The 19,767-nt window shown below is 69.0% G+C and carries 19 protein-coding genes; 10 read left to right on the forward strand and 9 right to left on the reverse strand.

Translation table 11 applies throughout. From position 1 onward, the window contains the following. Window positions 1–345: 345 nt before the first annotated feature. The 5 genes from ACIG36_RS00195 (at window position 346) to ACIG36_RS00215 (ending at window position 6,076) form a co-directional block, all read left to right on the forward strand. Window positions 346–1,794 carry an amino acid permease gene (locus ACIG36_RS00195; protein ID WP_399919528.1) on the forward strand — a complete coding sequence of 483 codons (1,449 nt, stop codon included), beginning with the start codon at window positions 346–348 and terminating at the stop codon, window positions 1,792–1,794. A 738-nt stretch (window positions 1,795–2,532) separates the two neighbouring features. After that, on the forward strand, window positions 2,533–3,570 hold the full coding sequence (locus ACIG36_RS00200; protein ID WP_399919530.1) for a 50S ribosomal protein L11 methyltransferase: 1,038 nt from the start codon (window positions 2,533–2,535) through the stop codon (window positions 3,568–3,570). A gap of 57 nt (window positions 3,571–3,627) precedes the next feature. Further along, window positions 3,628–5,046, forward strand: coding sequence for an iron-containing redox enzyme family protein (locus ACIG36_RS00205; protein ID WP_399919532.1), 1,419 nt, complete (start codon window positions 3,628–3,630; stop codon window positions 5,044–5,046). After that, window positions 5,037–5,402, forward strand: coding sequence for a Rieske 2Fe-2S domain-containing protein (locus tag ACIG36_RS00210; protein ID WP_399919535.1), 366 nt, complete (start codon window positions 5,037–5,039; stop codon window positions 5,400–5,402). The genes ACIG36_RS00205 and ACIG36_RS00210 overlap by 10 nt, the downstream gene beginning before the upstream one ends. Then, window positions 5,402–6,076 (forward strand): LysE family translocator, encoded by a 675-nt coding sequence (locus ACIG36_RS00215; RefSeq protein WP_399919537.1) that lies wholly within the window; start codon window positions 5,402–5,404, stop codon window positions 6,074–6,076. Before ACIG36_RS00210 ends, ACIG36_RS00215 begins: the two co-directional genes overlap by 1 nt. Here ACIG36_RS00215 and ACIG36_RS00220 read toward each other — a convergent pair. The 7 genes from ACIG36_RS00220 to ACIG36_RS00250 all read right to left on the reverse strand — a co-directional run bounded on the left by ACIG36_RS00220 (window position 6,039) and on the right by ACIG36_RS00250 (window position 13,087). Further along, window positions 6,039–6,647 carry a methylated-DNA--[protein]-cysteine S-methyltransferase gene (locus ACIG36_RS00220; RefSeq protein WP_399919539.1) on the reverse strand — a complete coding sequence of 203 codons (609 nt, stop codon included), beginning with the start codon at window positions 6,645–6,647 and terminating at the stop codon, window positions 6,039–6,041. The genes ACIG36_RS00215 and ACIG36_RS00220 overlap by 38 nt on opposite strands. A 16-nt stretch (window positions 6,648–6,663) precedes the next feature. After that, entirely contained in the window at window positions 6,664–7,473 is an 810-nt protein-coding gene (locus ACIG36_RS00225; RefSeq protein ID WP_399919541.1) for an MGMT family protein, read from the reverse strand. Then, entirely contained in the window at window positions 7,470–8,048 is a 579-nt protein-coding gene (locus ACIG36_RS00230; protein WP_399919543.1) for an RNA polymerase sigma factor, read from the reverse strand. Before ACIG36_RS00230 ends, ACIG36_RS00225 begins: the two co-directional genes overlap by 4 nt. 8 nt (window positions 8,049–8,056) lie before the next feature. Continuing rightward, complete coding sequence (locus ACIG36_RS00235; protein ID WP_399919545.1) at window positions 8,057–9,496, reverse strand: MFS transporter; 1,440 nt, start codon at window positions 9,494–9,496, stop codon at window positions 8,057–8,059. 1 nt (window position 9,497) lies between these two features. Beyond that, window positions 9,498–10,157 carry an HAD family hydrolase gene (locus tag ACIG36_RS00240; RefSeq protein WP_399919547.1) on the reverse strand — a complete coding sequence of 220 codons (660 nt, stop codon included), beginning with the start codon at window positions 10,155–10,157 and terminating at the stop codon, window positions 9,498–9,500. Between the two features lie 84 nt (window positions 10,158–10,241). Continuing rightward, the gene (locus tag ACIG36_RS00245; protein ID WP_399919550.1) at window positions 10,242–11,726 is read right to left on the reverse strand and encodes an amidase; all 1,485 of its coding nucleotides are present in this window, start codon (window positions 11,724–11,726) and stop codon (window positions 10,242–10,244) included. Between the two features lie 110 nt (window positions 11,727–11,836). Continuing rightward, window positions 11,837–13,087: an ATP-grasp domain-containing protein gene (locus tag ACIG36_RS00250; protein WP_399919552.1), complete on the reverse strand. Its 1,251-nt coding sequence runs from the start codon at window positions 13,085–13,087 to the stop codon at window positions 11,837–11,839. Window positions 13,088–13,260: 173 nt separating this feature from the next. On the opposite strand from ACIG36_RS00250, the gene ACIG36_RS00255 reads away from it, so the two are divergent. The 5 genes from ACIG36_RS00255 to ACIG36_RS00275 all read left to right on the forward strand — a co-directional run bounded on the left by ACIG36_RS00255 (window position 13,261) and on the right by ACIG36_RS00275 (window position 16,584). After that, window positions 13,261–13,683, forward strand: coding sequence for a Mov34/MPN/PAD-1 family protein (locus ACIG36_RS00255; protein ID WP_399919553.1), 423 nt, complete (start codon window positions 13,261–13,263; stop codon window positions 13,681–13,683). Between the two features lie 184 nt (window positions 13,684–13,867). Then, window positions 13,868–14,155, forward strand: a complete 288-nt coding sequence (locus ACIG36_RS00260; RefSeq protein WP_399919555.1) for a MoaD/ThiS family protein — start codon at window positions 13,868–13,870, stop codon at window positions 14,153–14,155. 11 nt (window positions 14,156–14,166) lie between these two features. Beyond that, entirely contained in the window at window positions 14,167–15,117 is a 951-nt protein-coding gene (locus ACIG36_RS00265; protein ID WP_399919557.1) for a PLP-dependent cysteine synthase family protein, read from the forward strand. 149 nt (window positions 15,118–15,266) lie between these two features. Further along, complete coding sequence (locus tag ACIG36_RS00270; protein ID WP_399919559.1) at window positions 15,267–15,356, forward strand: hypothetical protein; 90 nt, start codon at window positions 15,267–15,269, stop codon at window positions 15,354–15,356. A 442-nt stretch (window positions 15,357–15,798) separates the two neighbouring features. Continuing rightward, window positions 15,799–16,584 (forward strand): MBL fold metallo-hydrolase, encoded by a 786-nt coding sequence (locus ACIG36_RS00275; protein ID WP_399919561.1) that lies wholly within the window; start codon window positions 15,799–15,801, stop codon window positions 16,582–16,584. A gap of 146 nt (window positions 16,585–16,730) precedes the next feature. On the opposite strand, the gene ACIG36_RS00280 is transcribed toward ACIG36_RS00275, so the two are convergent. Next, the gene (locus ACIG36_RS00280; protein ID WP_399919563.1) at window positions 16,731–18,008 is read right to left on the reverse strand and encodes a PTS transporter subunit EIIC; all 1,278 of its coding nucleotides are present in this window, start codon (window positions 18,006–18,008) and stop codon (window positions 16,731–16,733) included. A gap of 273 nt (window positions 18,009–18,281) precedes the next feature. Then, a complete protein-coding gene (locus ACIG36_RS00285) occupies window positions 18,282–19,595 on the reverse strand; it encodes a PTS transporter subunit EIIC (RefSeq protein WP_399919564.1) in 1,314 nt (437 codons plus the stop codon). Between the last annotated feature and the right edge of the window lie 172 nt (window positions 19,596–19,767).

Below are 19,767 nucleotides of genomic sequence, written 5' to 3' on the forward strand. Positions count from 1 at the left end.
GCCGGGTATGGGCCGAGTACGGGCTGCGGATGAGCCGAGCTGATCATGGTCGCTCAGCGAACCCTCAATTCCGGATAACGATCGAATCACTGTAACGGCGGCTATTGGCTGCCGTTATTGCTTTTGTCCGCTTTTATTTGTGGTGTGCGCCATAGGTGCGTCCCGAGGCGCGAGACGATCAACCCGTCACACGTGATACATCTTGCCGACCTGCCTCCGTGACGCCACCCCTGTCACGGCGGGAGCGCTGCGCCGACCGACCGTCGGTACTTTGCAGGACTCCATCCGGGGGGATCGGAACCCGATCCGGAGCAACCGGATCGGTATGGAGAAAGGCGCACCACCATGACCTCTGAGCAGGTCGCCGACCGCACCGCAGTGCGGGACGGAGAGGGAAGCGGCAAGGAAGCTTCCGAGGGTTACCAGCGGGGGCTGGGCAACCGACAGATTCAGATGATCGCCATTGGTGGCGCCATCGGCACCGGTCTGTTTCTCGGCGCGGGCAAGGCCATTTCGAAGGCCGGTCCCAGCCTGATCCTGGCCTACGCGATAGCCGGCCTGGTCATCTTCTTCATCATGCGAGCGCTCGGTGAGCTGCTCATGTACCGCCCGGTGTCGGGCTCCTTCTCGGACTACGCCCGAGAGTTCCTCGGCCCCTTCTGGGGTTATGTGACCGGATGGACGTACTGGCTCTTCTGGGTCGTCACCGGAATCACCGAGGTCACGGCCGCGGCAACGTATGTCCATTACTGGGACAAGTCGATCCCGCAATGGGCCTCCGCGCTCGGCTTCACCGTCATTCTCTACTTCGCCAACCTGATCTCCGTGAAGCTCTTCGGTGAGCTGGAGTTCTGGTTCTCCATGGTCAAGGTCACCGCCATCATCGGCATGATCCTGATCGGCATCGGCGTGATCACCCTCGGCTTCTCGGACGCGGGCGACACCGCTTCCTTCACCCTGCTGTGGTCCGAGGGCGGCTTCTTCCCCAAGGGCATCGGCGGCACGCTGATGACCCTGCAGATCGTGATGTTCGCCTTCCTCGCCGTCGAGCTCGTCGGCGTCACGGCGGGCGAGGCGGCCGACCCCAAGAAGACCCTGCCCAAGGCCATCAACACCGTGCCGTGGCGCATCGCCGTCTTCTACGTGGGCGCGCTGATCATCATCCTGTCCGTGGTCCCGTGGACCGAGTTCATGCCGGGCGTCAGCCCGTTCGTGGCGGCCTTCGCCAAGATCGGCCTGCCGGCCGGTGCCGGAATCGTCAACTTCGTGGTCCTCACCGCGGCGCTGTCCTCCTGCAACTCGGGCATGTACTCCACCGGCCGCATGCTGCGCGACCTCGCGCTCAACGGCCAGGGCCCGAAGTTCTTCGGCCAGCTCACCAAGAAGGGCCTGCCGCTGCGCGGTACGACCTTCTCCGCCGCGCTGATGCTCGTCGGTGTCTGGATCAACTACCAGTGGCCGGGCGAGGCGTTCAACTACGTCGTCTCCTTCGCGACCATCTCCGGTATGTGGGCCTGGATCATGATCCTCGTCGCCCAGCTGCGCTACCGCCGCAAGGCGGACCGGGGCGAGCTGCCCCAGTCGGAGCTCAAGGCCCCGGGTGCGCCCTGGACCAGCTACTTCGCCCTCGCCTTCATCGGCATGGTGATCGTGCTGATGGGCGTGGACAAGGACGCGCGGATCTCGCTGTACTGCGCCCCCGGCTGGGCGCTGATCATGTGGGTCTCCTACGTCGTCCTCAAGAAGCGCAACCCGCAGGCCTTCGAGCGCAAGGACTACTCGCTCGAGGCCTGACACAGGTAGCCGGGAGCCGCTGTACGCGGCTCCCGGGCCCGGCGTCGGCAGGGCCCGCCCGTACCGCATCGGTACGGGCGGGCCCTTTGCTTTTTGCGGGTGTTTGCCAACAAACGCCGACGGGTGCTGTGCTCCGGTACCGGCCAATCTGGCTGAATGCGTGCCCTGCAGTTGATCTGTTTTTTCCGGGTCTGGGCAAGACAGGTCCCGTACAGGTACTAACACCGCGCGAAATGAATTGGTTGCAGTCGCGCGTGTGAGCAGCGGTAATGCCGGAAACGAGGGCCGGGGTATGGGGTTGTCCTATGCCCCCGGGGTAGGCACCTTTGCCGTTTCTTTAGTTGCGTGCCCTGGGGGGCTCGGGTTGGCTTAGACCACTGAGGGGGGTGTGACCGATGGGACGGAAGATCTTCCGTCGCACGACCCGGACCGCGCTCGCCGCCCCGACCGGCGGCCGTACCGAGCGGTGTCCGCGACCCTCCGGCCACCGGCCGGAGACCCGGGCCGGGCGTCGGGGCTCATAGCTCCGGTCCCCGGTCCTTTCCCTGGCGGCGCCCCGCGCCGTCATTCCGCAGCAAGTCGTCACTTCCGAGTCGTCACGTCATTCCGAAGATGCCGCCTCGTGCGCAGAGGCGTGAGTTCGCACCCGAGTTCCCGAGTTCATATTCGCACCGCCAAATTGCCTCCCTGGATTCCTCGCGTTACGAGTCTGTTTCGAAGGAGCGTGCAGGCGTCGCCATGAGCCCCATCACTGAATCCGGCCACGAGATATCTCCGGGCATGCGCCTGGTGCTCGCCGCCTTGAAGACGCAAGCGCAGGAGATCGGTCGGCTGATCGACGCGTCCACCGCCGCGCTCGCCGACCCCGAGGGCCTGACGGGGCCCGATTCCGACGTATTCGCCGACATCGCCCGCCACACCGTGCCCCGCTGGCACTTCGCGATGCTCAACGACACCGAGCGCAACGCCGCGTTGAGCGAGGCCCTGCGGCGGTGCATCCCGCCGGGCGCCGTGGTCCTGGACATCGGCAGCGGCACGGGACTGCTGGCCATGGCCGCCGTCCGGGCCGGCGCCTCCCGCGTCTACACCTGCGAGGAGAACCCCCTTCTCGCCGAGATCGCCCGCCAGACCGTCGCCGAGCACGGGATGTCGGACGTCATCACCGTCTTCAACAAGCGCTCCACCCACCTGAGCGTCGGACGGGAACTCGACCGCCCCGCCGATGTGCTCATCTCCGAGATCGTCGACTGCGGCCTGATCGGCGAGGGCCTGCTGCCCTCCGTGCGCGACGCCCGCGAGCGCCTGCTCGCCCCGGACGGCCTGATGATGCCGGTGTCCGCCCGCATCCACGGCCGGCTGATCCGCAGCGATGTCATCGCGAATCTCAATCGCGTGGGCAGCGCGGCCGGCTTCGACGTCTCCCTGATGAACGCGGCGGCCACCCGCGGACACTTCCCGGTGCGTCTGAACACCTGGCCGCACGAGGTGCTCTCCGAGCCCCAGGAGCTGGTCTCCTTCGACCTCGCGTCCGGACCGCTCGGCCCCGGAAGCCGCCGGCTGTCCGTCCCGGCCACCGCCGACGGCGAGGCCCAGGCGCTCGTGGCCTGGTTCGAGATGGACCTGGGCGCCGGCATCACCCTGCACAACTCACCCCAGAACACCACCTCCCATTGGATGCAGGCCCTGATCCCCTTCGAGAAGCCGGTACCCGTCACGGCGGGCGGCCGCTTCGAGTTCGAACTGCGCTGGACCGACCTGCTTCTGACCGCTTCCTGATCCGCTTCCTGATCCGCTTCCTGATCCGCGTACTGGTAAGAAAGGCGACGTCAGCACATGAGCCACGCCCCCTTCGAGTACAAGCCGTACGAACTGCACGGTGACGAACTGCGCGATGCGGTCATGCGGTACGCGAGCAATCCCGTCTACCTCGACAACGAGGAGTGGGAGAACAACGACAACCCCTACCGCCGGCAACTGCGCCCGCAGGTGCTGCGGCACCTGGACTTCGACCGCATACCCGGCCGGGACCGGATCCTGGAATACAGCAGCCTGGCCGCCCAGCGCGTGCTGACCAGCATCTACGAGGCCGACCTGGTCTTCATGCCCAAATCGGGGCTCAAGGGCAAGTGGGAGGACTTCAAGAGCTACTACAGCCCAGGCAACCGGGCGCTGGGCGAGGCGATCCGGCCCGCGCTGGAGAAATTCGCCTTCGGCTTCCTCGACGAGGAGGTCGAGGTCTCCGGGAAGTGGACGAAGGAGAGCTTCGCCTCCTACGTGGAGTCGCTGGACCCCTACGGCCCCGGCGAGGCCTCCCGCTCCGAGAAGGCGATCCTGGACTCCACCGACCGCGAGCGCGCCGCCCGCATGTGGCTGATCCAGTTCGCCCCGGACTTCCTGTCCGAGGCGTCGCCGATGATCCGCAACGTGCTCGGGCACTACGGCGCCCCGCAGTCGGAATGGTTCAAGATCATTATTGACGAGTACGGCTACGGGGTGCACGACACCAAGCACAGCCTGCTCTTCGAGCGCACCCTGGAGTCGGTCGGCCTGCAGTCCGACATCCACCGGTACTGGCAGTACTACCTCAACAGCAGCCTGCTGATGAACAATTACTTCCACTACCTCGGCAAGAACCACGAGCTGTTCTTCCGCTACGTGGGCGCCCTGTTCTACACCGAGGCCACCCTGGTGGACTTCTGCCGCCGCGCCGACGCGCTGCTCACCACGGTCTTCGGCGACACGGTGGACACCGAGTACTTCACCGAGCATGTACACATCGACCAGCACCACGGGCGCATGGCGATGGACAAGCTGATCCTGCCGCTCATCGAGGCCCACGGCGAGGAGATCATCCCCGAGATCGTCCGCGGCATCGAGGAGTACCGCGTCGTCCAGGACATCGCCGACGACGACTTCGCCACCCAGATCGACTGGATGGACAAGGGCCCCGAGTACAAGAAGCTCCACGCCCCGGTGTGGGAGGCCATCTCCAGCGGCCGCGTCACCGCGCCCGTCGCCGACATCGTCGAGCCCTACGGCGAACTCTCCAACACCCACAGCCACGAGGGCGACGAGTTGTGCCACATCGTCTCGGGAACGATGAAGTTCGTCAGCGGCTTCGACTCCTACGAGATCCTGGAAGCCGGCGAGGGCACCGTCATCCAGCGCAACCGGCTCCATGGCGCGATCATCGAGTCGGAGGAATGCGTCTACCAGATCCACTCCGTGGGGGATTACAAGAAGTGCCTGTAGTCACCTTCTCCGTCGCGGGTCCGGGGAACTGCGTGGAGGTCGCCGGAACTCCCTTCGTCTACGCCCGCACCCCCGAGGGGTCCTTCGTCATGCCCGCCACCTGCCCGCACCGGGGCGGGCCACTGCACCTGGCCGGGGTGACACCGCAGCGGAACCGGCTGGTCTGCCCCTGGCACGAGCGCAAGGTCTCGCTCAGCCGCCTCCGTCAGGAGGTCCCGGCCGTGCGCAGCGGGGACAGGGTGACCGCGGTGATCACCGGCCCCGCGGAGGCCGAGATCACCTGGCAGCACAAGCCGCTCTCCCCGGACCTGGGCGGTCACCCGGTGGGCGCCGCGGTGGACGATCCGGCGAGCTGATGGTCAGTGGACTGTTCCTGGGCACCTCCCTGGTACTGATCGCCTCCCCCGGGCCCGACTCGGTCCTGGCCACGCAACTGGTGCTGCGCACCGGACGCAGGGGCCCGGCCGCGGTCGCGGCCCTGGGGATGCTCAGCGCCGGAGCCATTCACGCGGTGCTGGCGCTGACCGGGGTCTCCCTTCTGCTGAGTGCCGAACCCGCCCTGTTCACCGCCATCCAGTGGGGCGGGGCGGCCCTGCTCTTCCTCTGGGGCGTCCTGGCCCTGCGCGGCGCCCTCCGCCCCCGCCCCGGGGCGGCGGCCGCCTCCGGCTCAGCCGCTCCTGCGTCAGCTACTTCTGTGTCACCCATGTCCGAGTCGGCGGGCCGCTGCTTCGCGCGCGGTCTGCTGACGACCGGCAGCAACCCCAATGTGGGTCTGTTCCTCCTCGCCTATCTTCCGCAGTTCGTCCCGGAGGGCGCGCCGCTGACGCGGAGCATGGCCCTTCTCGCTGCGGTGCATCTGAGTCTGGCCGCGCTCTGGCTGGGCTGCCTGATCGTGGTGGTCCATCTGCTGCGGACCTGGGCCGCCGGCCGGAGCCGGCCGGGCGGCTCCGGGGCGCCGGCCCGGCTCGTCGAGGCACTGATCGGGCTGGTCTTCATCGCGTTCGCCGCCCGTCTCGCCCTGGGATGGTGAGCGCCGGAGCCGTCAGGCGGGATCCCTCCTCCGCCTCGAGAGCGAGCAGAGCTCTCTTGGCCGGGATCCCGCCGGCGTAACCGGTCAGCCGGCCGGAGGCGCCGACCACGCGGTGGCAGGGCAGCACCACGCACACGGGGTTGGCGCCCAGCGCCGCCCCGACGGCCCGCGCGGCCCCGGCCCGGTTCAACTGCCGGGCCACCTCCGCGTAGGTGGTGGTCCAGCCGTACGGCACCAGGTCCTCCAGGGCGAGCAGGACCTCCTTGCTGAAGGGAGTGGCCAGACGCAGGTCCACCGGCACGCTGAACGAGTGACTGCGCCCGGCGAGGTAGCCGTCGATCTCCGAGCGCGCCTGTGCCAGGACATCGGCCTGCCCCGCCGAGAACGCCGAGGGGTCGGCCAGGCACTCGCGGGCCCGCTGCGAGATCCGTCTTCGGGCCATCTCGACATGAGCGAAACCGCAATAGATCAGTGCCCCGTCGGTGGCCCCCAGGACCAGCCGGCCCATCGGCGTGTCATGGACGGTGACGGCCACGTTGGCCAAGGGCGGGACGCTTTTGCTGTACAACACGATCTCCTCGTCCGGCTCAGGCCGCGAGCGGCCGGCAGCTCTTGCAGGGTCGGTAGCCCGCTCTTCGGGCATCTCCCGCCGAGCGGAAGGGCACTTGGTGCGGCGCGGTGATACGCCGCGCATGGGCGCAGGTGGGATGGCAGTAGATGTGTGTGGTGTCGCTGCCGAGAAACACCGTGTGCAGCCGCAGCAGCGTCTCGATGTAGTCGGGGTCGATCCCCTCGGAACGCCTGAGCGCGTCCCCGACGTGCCGGCCGTACGCCGCGTCGCACGGCTGCCCGTCGTCGTCCGCGACCCGGTGGCACGGGATCAGCAGGTGCAGGGGGTTGACCGCCAGCACCCCGGTCACCGGACCGCTGCCGGCCAGGCCCGCCTCATGGGCGACCCAGGAGACCGGCCGCATCTGGCCGCGCGGAATGCTGCGGACCGCGGCCAGCACGGCCCGCTCGAGCTCCGTCAGCCCGGACAGATCCACCCTCAGCTGCTTGGCCCGGCCGGTACGCAGCGCCGTCCGGACCCCCGTCGGTGGCACGGCCGTGCTGATGGCCGAACGGCCGGTTCGCGCCAGGTGCCGTTCCTCGAATTCCGTGCGCCCCGGCACCACGGCGGTCAGTGCCGCGCCCGTCAGCGTCTCCTGACGGCTGGCCACATAGAGACCGCCTCCGGGCGCCTCCAGATACGTGTAGGTGTCATAGCGGTTCTCCGGAATGCCCACGGCCCGCAGGATCCTCAGCTCGAAGCCCGTCGGCGACGGCTCCGCGAGGCCCGCCAGGGCCTCCTCCAACGGTGTGTTCATGGTGCGGGCCTCTTCGTCTTTCCTGTTCACATCATCACCTCCTTCAGCATCAGTGCCTTCGGCTCCAGCAGCTCACGGAGTTTGGCGAGCCCCCGGGACACATGGGCCTTGACCGTCCCTACCGGGCAGCCCTGTATCTCGGCCATCTCCGCGTAGCTCATCCCGATCACATGCCGCAGGACGACGGCCACGCGATGGTGCTCCGGTAACTCGGCCAGCGCGTCCACCAGCAGCTTGCGGTCGGCCGTGAGTACCGCCCGCTCCTCGGGGCCCGGCCGTTCGTCCGGCCAGAGCCCTCCCGCGTCCTCCACGCGCACCGCCGAGACGGGGCGTCTGCTCTTCGACCTGACGTCGTTGCGCCACGCGTTGATGGCGATGCTCATCAGCCACGCCCGTGGGCGCAGGCAACGGCGTCGGGCCGGGGAGAATTCCTTGAGCGCCACCAAGGCGCGCAGGAACGTCTCCTGTGACAGGTCGTCCGCTTCAACGGCGGAACCGGTGAGGCGTAACAAGTACGTGCGGATCGCCGAGCCATGGACCCGGACCAGTTCCACGAAGCCGCTGTCGAGGTCCCTGGCCAAGCGATCAGTCAGGTGCTCTGCCATCTCGTCCATTACTTCATGAACACTGACGGCGCGCATTCGGTTGCAGTCCGTCGAGTCCCCAGGTGGGCCGCCACCGCGCTGAGCAACGCCAGCACCGTGGAGGCCCCCAGGACCACCGCCAGCGCGTCGGCGGACAACTGGGCGGAACCGGCCTGCGCCAGAGCCAGGTAGCCGCCCCCCAGCGCGGCCACCCCCAGTGCCCCGCACAACTGGGCATTGGTGCTGATCACGCCGGACAGATCGGCGGCATAGCGGTCCGGGAGCGCGAACGTCATCCAGCCGATCAGGGAGTTGGAGCTGATCCCCAGCCCCAGCCCGCCGATGCCCAGCAGCACGAACATCAGGGGACCGGTGCGATGCCCCGCCAGCAGATAGAGCCAGATCGACAGATAGCCCACCGCCAGGACCACACATCCCACCGCCGGCATCACCGCCCTGCGCTCCTCCGGCACCCTGGCCAGCAGCGGCCCGGCGAAGCCGAACGCCGTCACCCAGGACACCATCGCCAGCCCGGCGTACGTCGGCCCGTGCCCCAGCCCGTCCTGCAGATACACCGCCAGGATGAACAGCAGGGCGAAGTACGTCAGGGTGGTCACGCCGTGCGCTATCAACGGCCAGCGCACAGCCGGCTCCCGGATCACCTCCTCGGCTATCAGCGGCCTGCCGCCCCGCGCCGACAACCGCCGCTGACTGCGTCCGAAGGCGACGAACACCCCGCAACCGGCCACCAGGGACACCCACATCCACAGCGGCCACCCCTGGTCGGTACCCAGCAGCAGGGGGACGACGAGCAGCAGCACGGCCGCCGACAGCAGCGCCATGCCCCGCACATCGAGCTCCTGCGCCTCGCGCCGCTCGTCGTCCGCCGGCATGAACCGCAGCGCCGCCGCGATGAGCACCAGCCCGACCGGCACATTGATCAGAAAGATCGGCCGCCAGCCGGTACCGAACACATCCGCCGCGATGAGCACCCCGCCCAGCGCCTGGCCCGCCACCGCGCCCCCGGACAGGGCGACGGCGTAGTAGCCCAGCGCCTTCATCCGCCGGCTTCCGGTGAAGTGCAGCTGTATGCCGCTCAGCACCTGCGGGACCATCAGCGCCGCCCCCGCACCCTGCACCACCCTGGCGCAGATCAGGACGACCGGACCGGGCGCCAGCGCACAGGCGAGGGAAGCGGCCGTGAAGAGGGCCATCCCCGCGTTGAAGATGCGGCGGTGGCCGTGCGCCGCCCCCAGCCGCGCCCCGCTCACCAGCAGCACCGCGTAGGCCACCACATACCCGGACACCACCAGCCCCGTCTCGCCGCCGGAGGCCCCGAGATCGGCCTGGATGGACGGCGCCGCGATATTGGCGATCGCCGTGTCCACATTGGCCATGAACTGCGCGGCCAGCAGCACCGCCAGCAGCCGCCATGGCCGCCCGCCCGGCACGGCCGTCTCCTCACCCATCTCAGGCGGCGGTGCCACGGACCGGCAACGGCCAGCCGACCTCGGTGAGGTCGGGCACCACCAGATCCGCCGCCCGCAGATCGCCGGCGGGGTGGGTGGTGGTGATCCCCACGCAGGCCAGGCCGGCCGCCTTGGCGGCCGTCACACCCGCGGGAGCGTCCTCGAAGGCGACCGCGTGCTCCGGGGCGACGCCCAGCGCGGCGCACCCCGCCAGGTAGCCCTCGGGGTGCGGCTTGCCCCGCACCACGTCCTCGGCCGTGACCAGCGCCGCGAACAGGTCGGCGCCGCCGACGAAATCGAGCAGCGCCCGAGCGTGCTCGCGCAGGCCGGAGGTGACCACCGCCAGTGGCACACCCTCAGCGTGCAGCCGCTTGACCAGGGCCTCGGCCCCGGGCACGGCATGGGGCGGGGGGATGTCGGGCCCGTTCAGATAGCCGACCGCCTCCTCGAACAGATCGTCGACCGTACTGCCGGGGAACCGGTGCACATGATCGGCCAAGGCCTCCTGCCCGCGCCGCCCGACGAAGGTGGCGAGCAACGCGTCGTCGACCGTCAGCCCATGGGCTTGGAACAGCTGGGTCCAGGCGGCGCGGCTGCGGTGTTCGGTGGCGACCAGAGTGCCGTCGAGGTCGAAGAGCGCCGCTGGCTGGGCGTTCGTCATCAGGAAACCGTCCTTACTTGTGCGCTGCACATGTGTGCGACGTGAGCGCGTGCCGGAACGAATTGCCGCCGCCCGAAGGCGGGATCACACATGGGCGGCGAGGGACTTCTCGAGCTCCCGGTAGAGGCCCTGCCACGGCAGCCGGTCCTGGAGGGCCGCGGCACCGCGCACCACGGTCCGGTCGTCGTGCCGCCGTGCCGCGAGCTGCAGGCCTACGGGGACGCCGTTGCCGGCCCGGCCGACAGGCACCGTCGCGGCGGGGCTGCCGATCAAGTTGAAGGGGCTGGTCATCGACCAGCCGACGAATTCGTCGACCTTCTCGCCCGCGATCTCCCGGGGGCCGACCGTGGTGCGGGTGGTGTCATTGGGTATCCCCGCCACCGAGTTGACCGGGCTGACGATCAGGTCGAAGTCGTCGAAGACGTTCTCGAAGGTGTCCAGCACCTCGGTGCGCAGCAGATCGCCGAGCCGGAAGTCGACGGCGCTCAGCGCCGCGCCCACGCGCACGCTGTCGAGGTACGCGGGGTCGATCCGGGCGTCGCCGAGCAGATCGATGCCCATCCTCCTGCTGACCTCGGCGGATTCCGCGTGCGCGAGGGACAGATAGCGCCGCCACATCGCGGTCAGCTCTGCGTGCGGCATCGGGAGCCGGAAGTCCACCTCGACGACCTCGGCCCCGGCCTCCTTCAGGGCGGGCAGCGCGGCCCGCACCAGGCTCTCGACCTCAGGCTCCACCGGATAGCCCCCGAGATCGGGGCTGTAGGCGATCCGCATCCCGGCCAGCGAGGGCGCCAGCGCGGAGGCGAGCGAATCGGTGACGGGGAAGGAGTAGGGATCCCGCGGGTGCGGCCCCGACATCAGGTCAAGACCGAGGGCCGCGTCCTCGACCGTCCGGGCCAGAGGGGCGTAGCAAACCATGGGGTTGAGCCGGCGGAACGCGTTCGGCCCGGCCGGCACGGCCACCCGTCCGAAGGTCGTCATCATCGTGAAGACACCGCAGAAGGCGCCGGGCACCCGCAGCGATCCGCCCGCGTCGGAGCCCTGGGCCAGCGGAACCATCCCCGAGGCGACGGCGGCGGCGCTGCCGCCGGAGGAACCGCCCGCGTTCATCGCGGGGTTGAAGGGCGTGGAGGTGGGCCCGAACAGGGCGTTGTCGGTGGTCGCCTTGAACCCGAACTCGGGAGTGTTGGTCTTGCCCACCACGATCGCGCCCGCGTCCAGCAGCCGGTCCACGCACAGGATCGTGTCCTTCGGCACGTCCTCGGCGAACAGCAGCGAACCGCGCGTCGCCCGCACCCCGGCCACGGGGTCGAGGTCCTTCACCCCGATCGGCACACCGTGCAGCGGCCCCAGATCGGCGCCTGAGAGGATCTCCTGCTCGGCCCGCTCGGCCGCGGCCAACGCCTCGTCGCGGCAGACGGTGACGAAGGCGTTCACCACGGGGTTGTACTGCTCGATGCGGTCGAGGCTCGCCCGTACGGCCTCCACCGGTGAGACGTCACGGCTGCGGATCAGCTCGGCAAGCCGGGTAGCGGTCAACGACGCGAAGTCGTCCATGAATCCCGTCATGAATCCCGTCCTCCTCAGGGCCCGTACGGGCTTTCGACACTCATCAAAAGGAACACCGGGGCGTCCCCGCGGGTTGCACAGCGCCTGCCGGGCAACCCGCGGCACGGCCGTTACGGCCGGTCCTCCCCGACGGGCTCGAGCACGAGCTTCTCCTCCATCCGCCGCACCGCGCGGTAGTCGTCCCAGACCCGCTCCCGGTCCTCGTGGGCCAGCACGACGAAGCCCAGCGACAGCGTCTCCAGCAGGTCCTGGGTCACCCCGAGGCGCTGACCGTTGCGCACCTGGACGGCGGCATGGTGCAGGGAGGCCAGATCGGCGACACCGTCGAACACCTCGGCGTTGCGGACGACGCCCGCCGAACGGCTGATCAGGAACACCACCAGCGTGTGCCGCAGCAGCTCGTAGTGAGCGGGTATCCGCGCGCTCTCCGCCGGGAGCAGGCTGCGCACCGTCCGGTCGATCTGGCTGTCGCCCGTGGCATGCCGGCAGAACCGCGGCTGGCCGCCGCCGTGCGGCCGGGCGTTCACCTCGATCAGCCGGGGCCCGGCGTCCGTGAGCATGATCTCCACATGGGCCGCGCCGAAGCGCATCCCGACCGCGTCGAGGACACCCCGGGCGTACTCGACCAGCCCGGGTACCACTGGGTCGTCCGGGGCCAGCCACTCCATCGTGTCGTAGACGGCCATGTGCGGACCGTTGTCAATCTTGGTGTAGCGGGTGACGTCGGTGACCGTGTGCTCGCCGCCATGGCTGAAGGTGTCCACGACGAACTCCGTGCCGGTGGCGTACTCCATGACCAGCATGCGGTCGTTGAGGACATCCCACTGGTTGAGCTTCCCGAGCTGTGCCTCGAACGCCTCCCGCCAGCCCTCGCCGCCGGGTATGCGCACGACGCCGTCCGTGCCCGCGCTCCTCGGCGGCTTGATCACGAGATCACGCCCCGCCAGCCCCCGCGCGGCGATCCAGGCCTCGACCTCGCGCACGTCGTCCGTGCAGATCTGCTCGATGACCGGAAGGCCGGCCCTGGCCGTGGCCGCGGCCATCTCGCCCTTGTCGCGCCGCGCCGCGAGCAGCGCGGGGACGTTGGCCCGGTCCGGGGTGACCGCGGCCGCCAGCCGCTCCGCGAGCTCGACGCCGGTGTCCGTACCGGCGACCACGCACCGCGCGCCCAGCTCCTCGAGCCGCGCGGCCACCGCGGCGAGATCGCCGTCGTACTGGATCACCTCGTCGAAGTCCTCGGGGTGCCAGGACGACGTGTACACCTCGATCGGCGGCCGGGACAGCACCGCGACCACCGGTATGCCGGCCTCGCGGAACGCGGGCGCGAAGTACATACCGGACGAATAGGGGTCGACGACCACGGCCGGCCCGGACAGAGCGCCACGGCCGTCGGAAGGAGAGGGGGAAGGAGGGGCGGAAGGAGAGGTGGAAGCGGGGGAACCGGAAGGAGAAGAACCAGAAGCAGAAGAATTGGTCATACTCCTGAAACACCGGAACAGGGCTATGCGTTGCACACCCCTTCTATTCTGGGCGCATGCTGACCATCACCCAGGCCCTGTACGACCGGATCGTCGAACACGCCCGCGCCGACCACCCCGACGAGGCGTGCGGCGTGGTCGCCGGCCCGGCAGGCAGCGACCGCCCCGAGCGGTTCATCCCGATGCTCAACGCCGCCCGCTCGCCCACGTTCTACGAGTTCGACTCGACGGACCTGCTCAAGCTCTACCGCGAGATGGACGACCGCGACGAGGAGCCGGTGGTCATCTACCACTCCCACACCGCGACCGAGGCCTACCCCTCCCGCACCGACATCTCCTACGCCAACGAGCCCGGCGCGCACTACGTCCTGGTCTCCACGGCGGACACGGACGGCGGCGGCCCCTTCCAGTTCCGCTCGTTCCGGATCGTCGACGGCAAGGTCACCGAAGAGGACGTCGAGGTGGTCCCCGCCCCCTGAGGCAGTCGCCCGCCACGGGAACCAGACCACTGGGCATGACCACCGGGCAAGACCACTCAGCAAGACCGCAGGTTCCACATACCGGGACGAACATACGGATCGCGCACGGGGAATCGATACGATGCGCCCACAGTTCTCCCTCAGGAACCAGGAACCTCCCGCACTCCGACAGGAGCACACACCCATGGCCATCGAGGTCCGCATCCCCACCATCCTCCGCACCCACACCGACGGCCGGAAGACCGTCCAGGGCAGCGGCGCCACGCTCGACGAGCTCTTCAAGGACCTCGACACCCGGCACAAGGGCATCCGTGAGCGCCTCGTCGACGAGGCGGCCGGCGGCGAGCTGCGCCGCTTCGTGAACGTCTACCTCAACGACGAGGACGTCCGCTTCCTCGCCGGAATCGCCACCGAGCTCAGCGACGGCGACAGCGTCACCATCCTCCCGGCCGTCGCCGGCGGCATGGTCTGATCGGGCAGCCGGTGCGCTACGACAGCCCCCTGGCCGCGGTGGGCAACACCCCGCTCGTCCGCCTGCCGCGCCTGTCCCCGTCCGAGTCGGTCAGCCTCTGGGCCAAGCTGGAGGACCGCAACCCCACCGGCTCGGTCAAGGACCGCCCCGCCCTGTTCATGATCGAGCAGGCGGAGAAGGCCGGACGGCTGACCCCCGGCTGCACGATCCTGGAGCCGACGTCCGGCAACACCGGCATCTCCCTCGCCATGGCGGCGAAGCTCAAGGGCTATCGCATGGTGTGCGTGATGCCCGAGAACACCAGCGAGGAGCGGCGGCAGCTGCTCGCCATGTGGGGCGCCGAGATCATCCCCTCACCCGCCGCGGGGGGCTCCAACACGGCCGTGCGCATGGCCAAGGAGCTCGCGCGGGAGCACCCCGACTGGGTGATGCTCTACCAGTACGGCAACCCCGACAACGCCGGGGCCCACTACGCCGGCACCGGCCCCGAGATCCTCGCCGACCTCCCCGGGATCACCCACTTCGTGGCCGGTCTCGGCACCACCGGCACGCTGATGGGCGTCGGCCGCTACCTGCGCGAGAACAAGCCCGACGTGCGGATCGTCGCCGCCGAGCCGCGCTACGACGACGTCGTCTACGGTCTGCGCAACCTCGACGAGGGCTTCGTGCCCGAGCTCTACGACGAGACCGTGCTCACCACCCGCTTCTCCGTGGGGTCCGAGGATGCGGTCCGCCGCACCCGCGAACTCCTCGCCGAGGAGGGCATCTTCGCGGGCGTCTCCACCGGTGCCGTGCTGCACGCCGCGCTGGGTGTCGCCCGTAAGGCGGTACGCGCCGGCGAGAGCGCCGATATCGTCTTCATCGTGGCCGACGGCGGCTGGAAGTACCTGTCCACCGGCGTCTACACCGCTGCCACCACGGACGAGGCGGTCGAGGCGCTGCACGGCAGTCTCTGGGCGTAGCGCGGGGCGCCGCCCGTTCGTGCCCGTCCGCGCCGGTCCGTAAAAGACAGAACTGTGCACGGATGAACTGCTACTACCGATGTTGGGAAGCGGCTGACATCATCACGTAGGAGACGCACATGAACTGTCCCGCATGTGGATCTTCGGACATGAGGCAACTCAACAATGGAAACTGGCAGTGCGGAAACTGCGGCGCAGTCACGGCTGGACAGGGCGGCGTGGGATGCGCTCGCCCCTGAGACCCGTGAGCGGCTCGCGGCGTTCATGTCGCCCGAGGTGTTCACGGTGACGGCCGGCAGCAAGGAGTCGGCCGAGCGCTTCCAGCGCTTCATGGACACGCTGGACCGGGCCGAACGGCACCGTCCCCTGTAGGAGACCGGCCACCGCCGCGCACCACCCGCGCCGTGCTCACACCTGTGCCCGTGCCCGTACGCACGTACCACTGCCCGTCCGCACCACCTGCCTCGTACGGTTACCCGTCCCTCGTCCTCCAGGGCCCCGGCCGCGCTCGACCCGTGCGCGGCCGGGGCCCGTGCGCTGTCCGCCTCCGGCGGATGTCACGTCCGTCCTGGTGATTCCGCCCACACGCCCCCCGCTCGGGGAGCCCCCGCCCGCTTCTCGCCTTACCCTCGACTGCACCGCATGGCCCCCCGTAACCAGCCCACGGAGGTTCAGGCCCGCATGAAGCTCACCGTCGTCGGATGCTCGGGCTCGTTCCCGTCCACGGAATCGGCCTGCTCGAGTTATCTGGTGGAGGCCGACGGCTACCGGCTCCTCCTCGACATGGGCAATGGCGCCCTCGGCGAGCTGCAGCGCCACATCGGTCTCTACGACCTCGACGCCGTGCTGCTGTCGCATCTGCACCCGGACCACTGCATCGACATGTGCGGCTACTTCGTGGCCCGCTACTACCGCCACGAGGGCGGCCGGGCCGACGCCATACCCGTCTACGGTCCGGAAGGCACGGAGCAGCGGCTCGTCACCGCCTACGGCGACGTCCCCCACGAGGCCTGCATGAGCGAGGTCTTCGACTTCCGCACGCTCGCCCCGGGCACCTTCACCCTCGGCCCCCTGACCATCCGCACGGCCCGCGTGAGCCATCCCGTCGAGGCGTTCGCGTTCCGGGTGGAGCACGACGGCTCGTCACTGGTGTACTCGGGCGACACCGGCCCGTGCGAGGCACTGCACGAGCTGTCCCGGGGCACGGACCTGCTGCTGTGCGAGGCGTCCTTCACGCACGGCAAGGAGGACATCCCCGACCTCCACCTCAACGGCCTGGAGGCCGGCGAGTGCGCCGCGCGGGCCGGGGCGGGGCGGCTCGTACTGACCCACATCCCGCCGTGGACGGACCCGCTCACCAACCTGCGCGACGCGCGCTCCGTCTACGACGGCCCGGCGGAGCTGGCGCACGCGGGCGCGGTGTACGAGGTGCGCAGGCCGGAGGATCAGAGCCGGCCGGGGGGTTAGAGCAGGCCGGAGGATTGGAGCAGGCCGGAGGTTTGGAACTCGCCTGCCCGCAAATGGGCGAAGCCCCGGAACGACGTTCCGGGGCTTCGTCTTTTCGGCTCTTCCGCTGTTCCGCTCTCTGGCGAAAGTGAACAGCAGCAGGCGGATTACGCCTTCGCCGTCTCCTTCTCCTCCTCGGGCTCGCGGCCCGGGGTGGGGATGTTCCACTTCAGGATGGCGAAGCGGAAGATCGCGTAGTACAGGGCACCGAAGCCCAGACCCACCAGCATCAGCATCCACGGCTTGGTGGCGATGCCCAGGTTCAGCAGGAAGTCGATGACGCCGGCCGAGAAGCCGAAGCCGTCCTTCATGCCGAGCGCCCACGTCAGGGCGTGCGAGACACCGGTGAGCACCGCGTGCACCGCGTAGAGCGCCGGGGCGATGAACATGAAGGTGAACTCGATCGGCTCGGTCACACCGGTGACGAAGGACGTCAGCGCGAGCGAGAACATCATGCCGCCGACCAGCTTGCGGTTCTCCGGGCGGGCGCAGTGGACGATCGCCAGGCACGCGGCCGGGAGGGCGAACATCATGATCGGGAAGAAGCCGGTCATGAACTGACCGGCGTTCGGGTCACCGGCGAGGAAGCGGGCGATGTCGCCGTGCTTGCCGTTGTACTCACCGGCCTGCAGCCACGGGAAGGAGTTGAGCAGGTGGTGCATGCCGACGGGGATCAGCGCGCGGTTGAAGAGACCGAAGATGCCCGCGCCCACGGCGCCCGAGCCGACCAGCCACTCGCCGAAGTTGTGCAGACCCGTGCCCAGCACCGGCCAGATGAGACCGAAGACGATGCCGATGACCAGACCGGCGAAGGCCGAGACGATCGGCACGAGGCGGCGGCCGCCGAAGAAGCCCAGCCACTCGGGCAGCTTCTTGCGGTGGTAGCGCTGGTAGAGCAGCGCCACCACGATGCCCATGACCACGCCGCCGAGGACGCCGGCGTCGACCGGCGCCGCGTTCATGACGATCTTGCCGTCCACCACCGCGGCGACCTTCGGCAGGTTGCTGTCGGTGAAGGTGGCCAGGACGTTCTTGAAGACCAGGTAACCGGTGACCGCCGCGAGCGCGGTGGAGCCGTCGGACTTCTTGGCGAAGCCGATCGCCACACCGACGGCGAACAGCAGCGCCATGTTGCCCAGCAGCGCGTTGCCGCCGGCCGCCATGTAGCCGGCGATCTTGGTGATGAAGGCCGGGAAGGACTCACGGCCGAGCATGTCGTTGTTGCCCAGGCGCACCAGCAGCGCGGCCGCGGGGAGCACCGCGACGGGCAGCATGAGGCTGCGACCGATACGCTGGGCGATCGCCATGGCTCCCGCGCCGCGCTTCTTCTTTTCCGGTGCCGCCTCTTCAGGCGCCGCCTTCGCCGCCTTGGCTGCCGTACTCATCGGATTCCTCCAGGTGAGGCGGGCGCTCGGGGGGATGGGGGACGGCCCGCATTTGGTCTACACCACTAGTGGTTTAGACCTGTTGTAGCACGGGAGTCGGGCATTAAGGAATCCACACTTCCGAGTGGTGTGGGCCACAGGCGTAAAGACGGCGTGAGGCATCGGCGCTGCGTCACACCGCCCTCACAACACGTTGATTGCCGGGCCTCTTCCCGCCCGTCCCTCTTCCGCCCGTCCCCTCTTCCCACGCCCCCTTTACTTGCCTCCCCCTCTTTACTTGACGTTCTCCTTCTCGATTTCCTCCGCCAGCTCCTCCGGTTCCCGTCCCGGGGTCGGCAGATCGAAGAAGGTGATGGCGAAGCGGAAGATCGCGTAATAGACCACCGCGAAGCCCAGCCCGATCGGAATGATCAGCCACGGTTTGGTAGCCAGCCCCCAGTTGATGACGTAGTCGATCAGTCCGGCCGAGAAGCTGAAGCCGTCGTGCACCCCCAGTCCCCAGGTCACCGCCATCGAGACGCCCGTCAGCAGCGCGTGCACCACGTACAGCAGCGGCGCGATGAAGAGGAAGGAGTACTCGATCGGCTCGGTGATGCCCGTGACGAACGACGTCAGGCCCACCGAGAGCATCAGGCCGCCCACCGTCTTGCGGTGCTCCGGGCGCGCGCAGTGTGTGATCGCCAGGGCGGCGGCCGGCAGCGCGAACATCATGATGGGGAAGAAGCCGGAGGTGAACTGGCCGGCGTTCGGGTCACCCGCCAGGAAGCGGTTGATGTCGCCGTGCACCACCGTGCCGTCCGGCTTGGTGTAGTCGCCGAACTGGAACCACACGAAGACGTTGAGAAACTGGTGCAGCCCGACCACCAGCAGCGCGCGGTTCGCGACGCCGAAGATGCCCGCGCCGGCGGCGCCGACGTCGGACAGCCACTCGCTGAAGTTCGTCAGCGCGTCGCCCACCGGCGGCCAGATCCACAGGCACAGCGCGGCGAACACGATCCCGACGAACGCCATGATGATCGGCACCAGCCTGCGGCCGTTGAAGAAGCCCAGCCAGTCCACCAGCCTCACCCGGTGGTAGCGCTGCCAGAACCAGGCCGCCAGCAGACCCATGACGATGCCGCCGAACACGCCGGGGTTCTGGTACGAGGCCGCGGCGGGCGTGCCGGCCGTGGTGACGCAGACCCCGCTCAGCAGCCCCAGTGGCGTGTGCTTGGCCCCGGCGGGGCAGTCCTCCGGGAACTGGTGCAGCACCGCGTAGTAGACGAGGAAGCCCGCCACCGCCGCGAGCGCCGTGGAGCCGTCCGACTTCTTCGCCATGCCGATCGCCACACCGACGGCGAACAGCAGGGGGAGGCCCAGCGAGGAATCCAGCAGCGCTCCGCCCGCGCCGGCCATCACCTTGGCGACGTCCGTCCACCCCAGTCCGTCCCGACCGAAGACGTCCGGCTGGCCGAGCCGGTTCAGGATGCCGGCGGCGGGAAGGACGGCGATCGGCAGCTGCAGGCTGCGGCCCATCTTCTGCAGCCCCTGGAAGAGGCCGTGCAGCCGCTTGCGCTTGCGCGGTTCCGCCGCGGCGATCGAGCTCATCCGTGTCCTCCAGCTGCTGGCATACTGGTGTAGACCACTTGCGGTGCGGTGGCGGACCTCCCGGTCGCCCTTCGAGGGCCTCCGGGACAGTGATGCCGGGTGGTCGCCATCTTTCGTTAGATGACGGACATACGCCCGCATAGTTGGGCTATACGTGGGTTACCGTGTGAAA

Origin of the sequence: Streptomyces sp. NPDC053048, assembly GCF_044547045.1 — a bacterium.
Classification (GTDB): domain Bacteria; phylum Actinomycetota; class Actinomycetes; order Streptomycetales; family Streptomycetaceae; genus Streptomyces.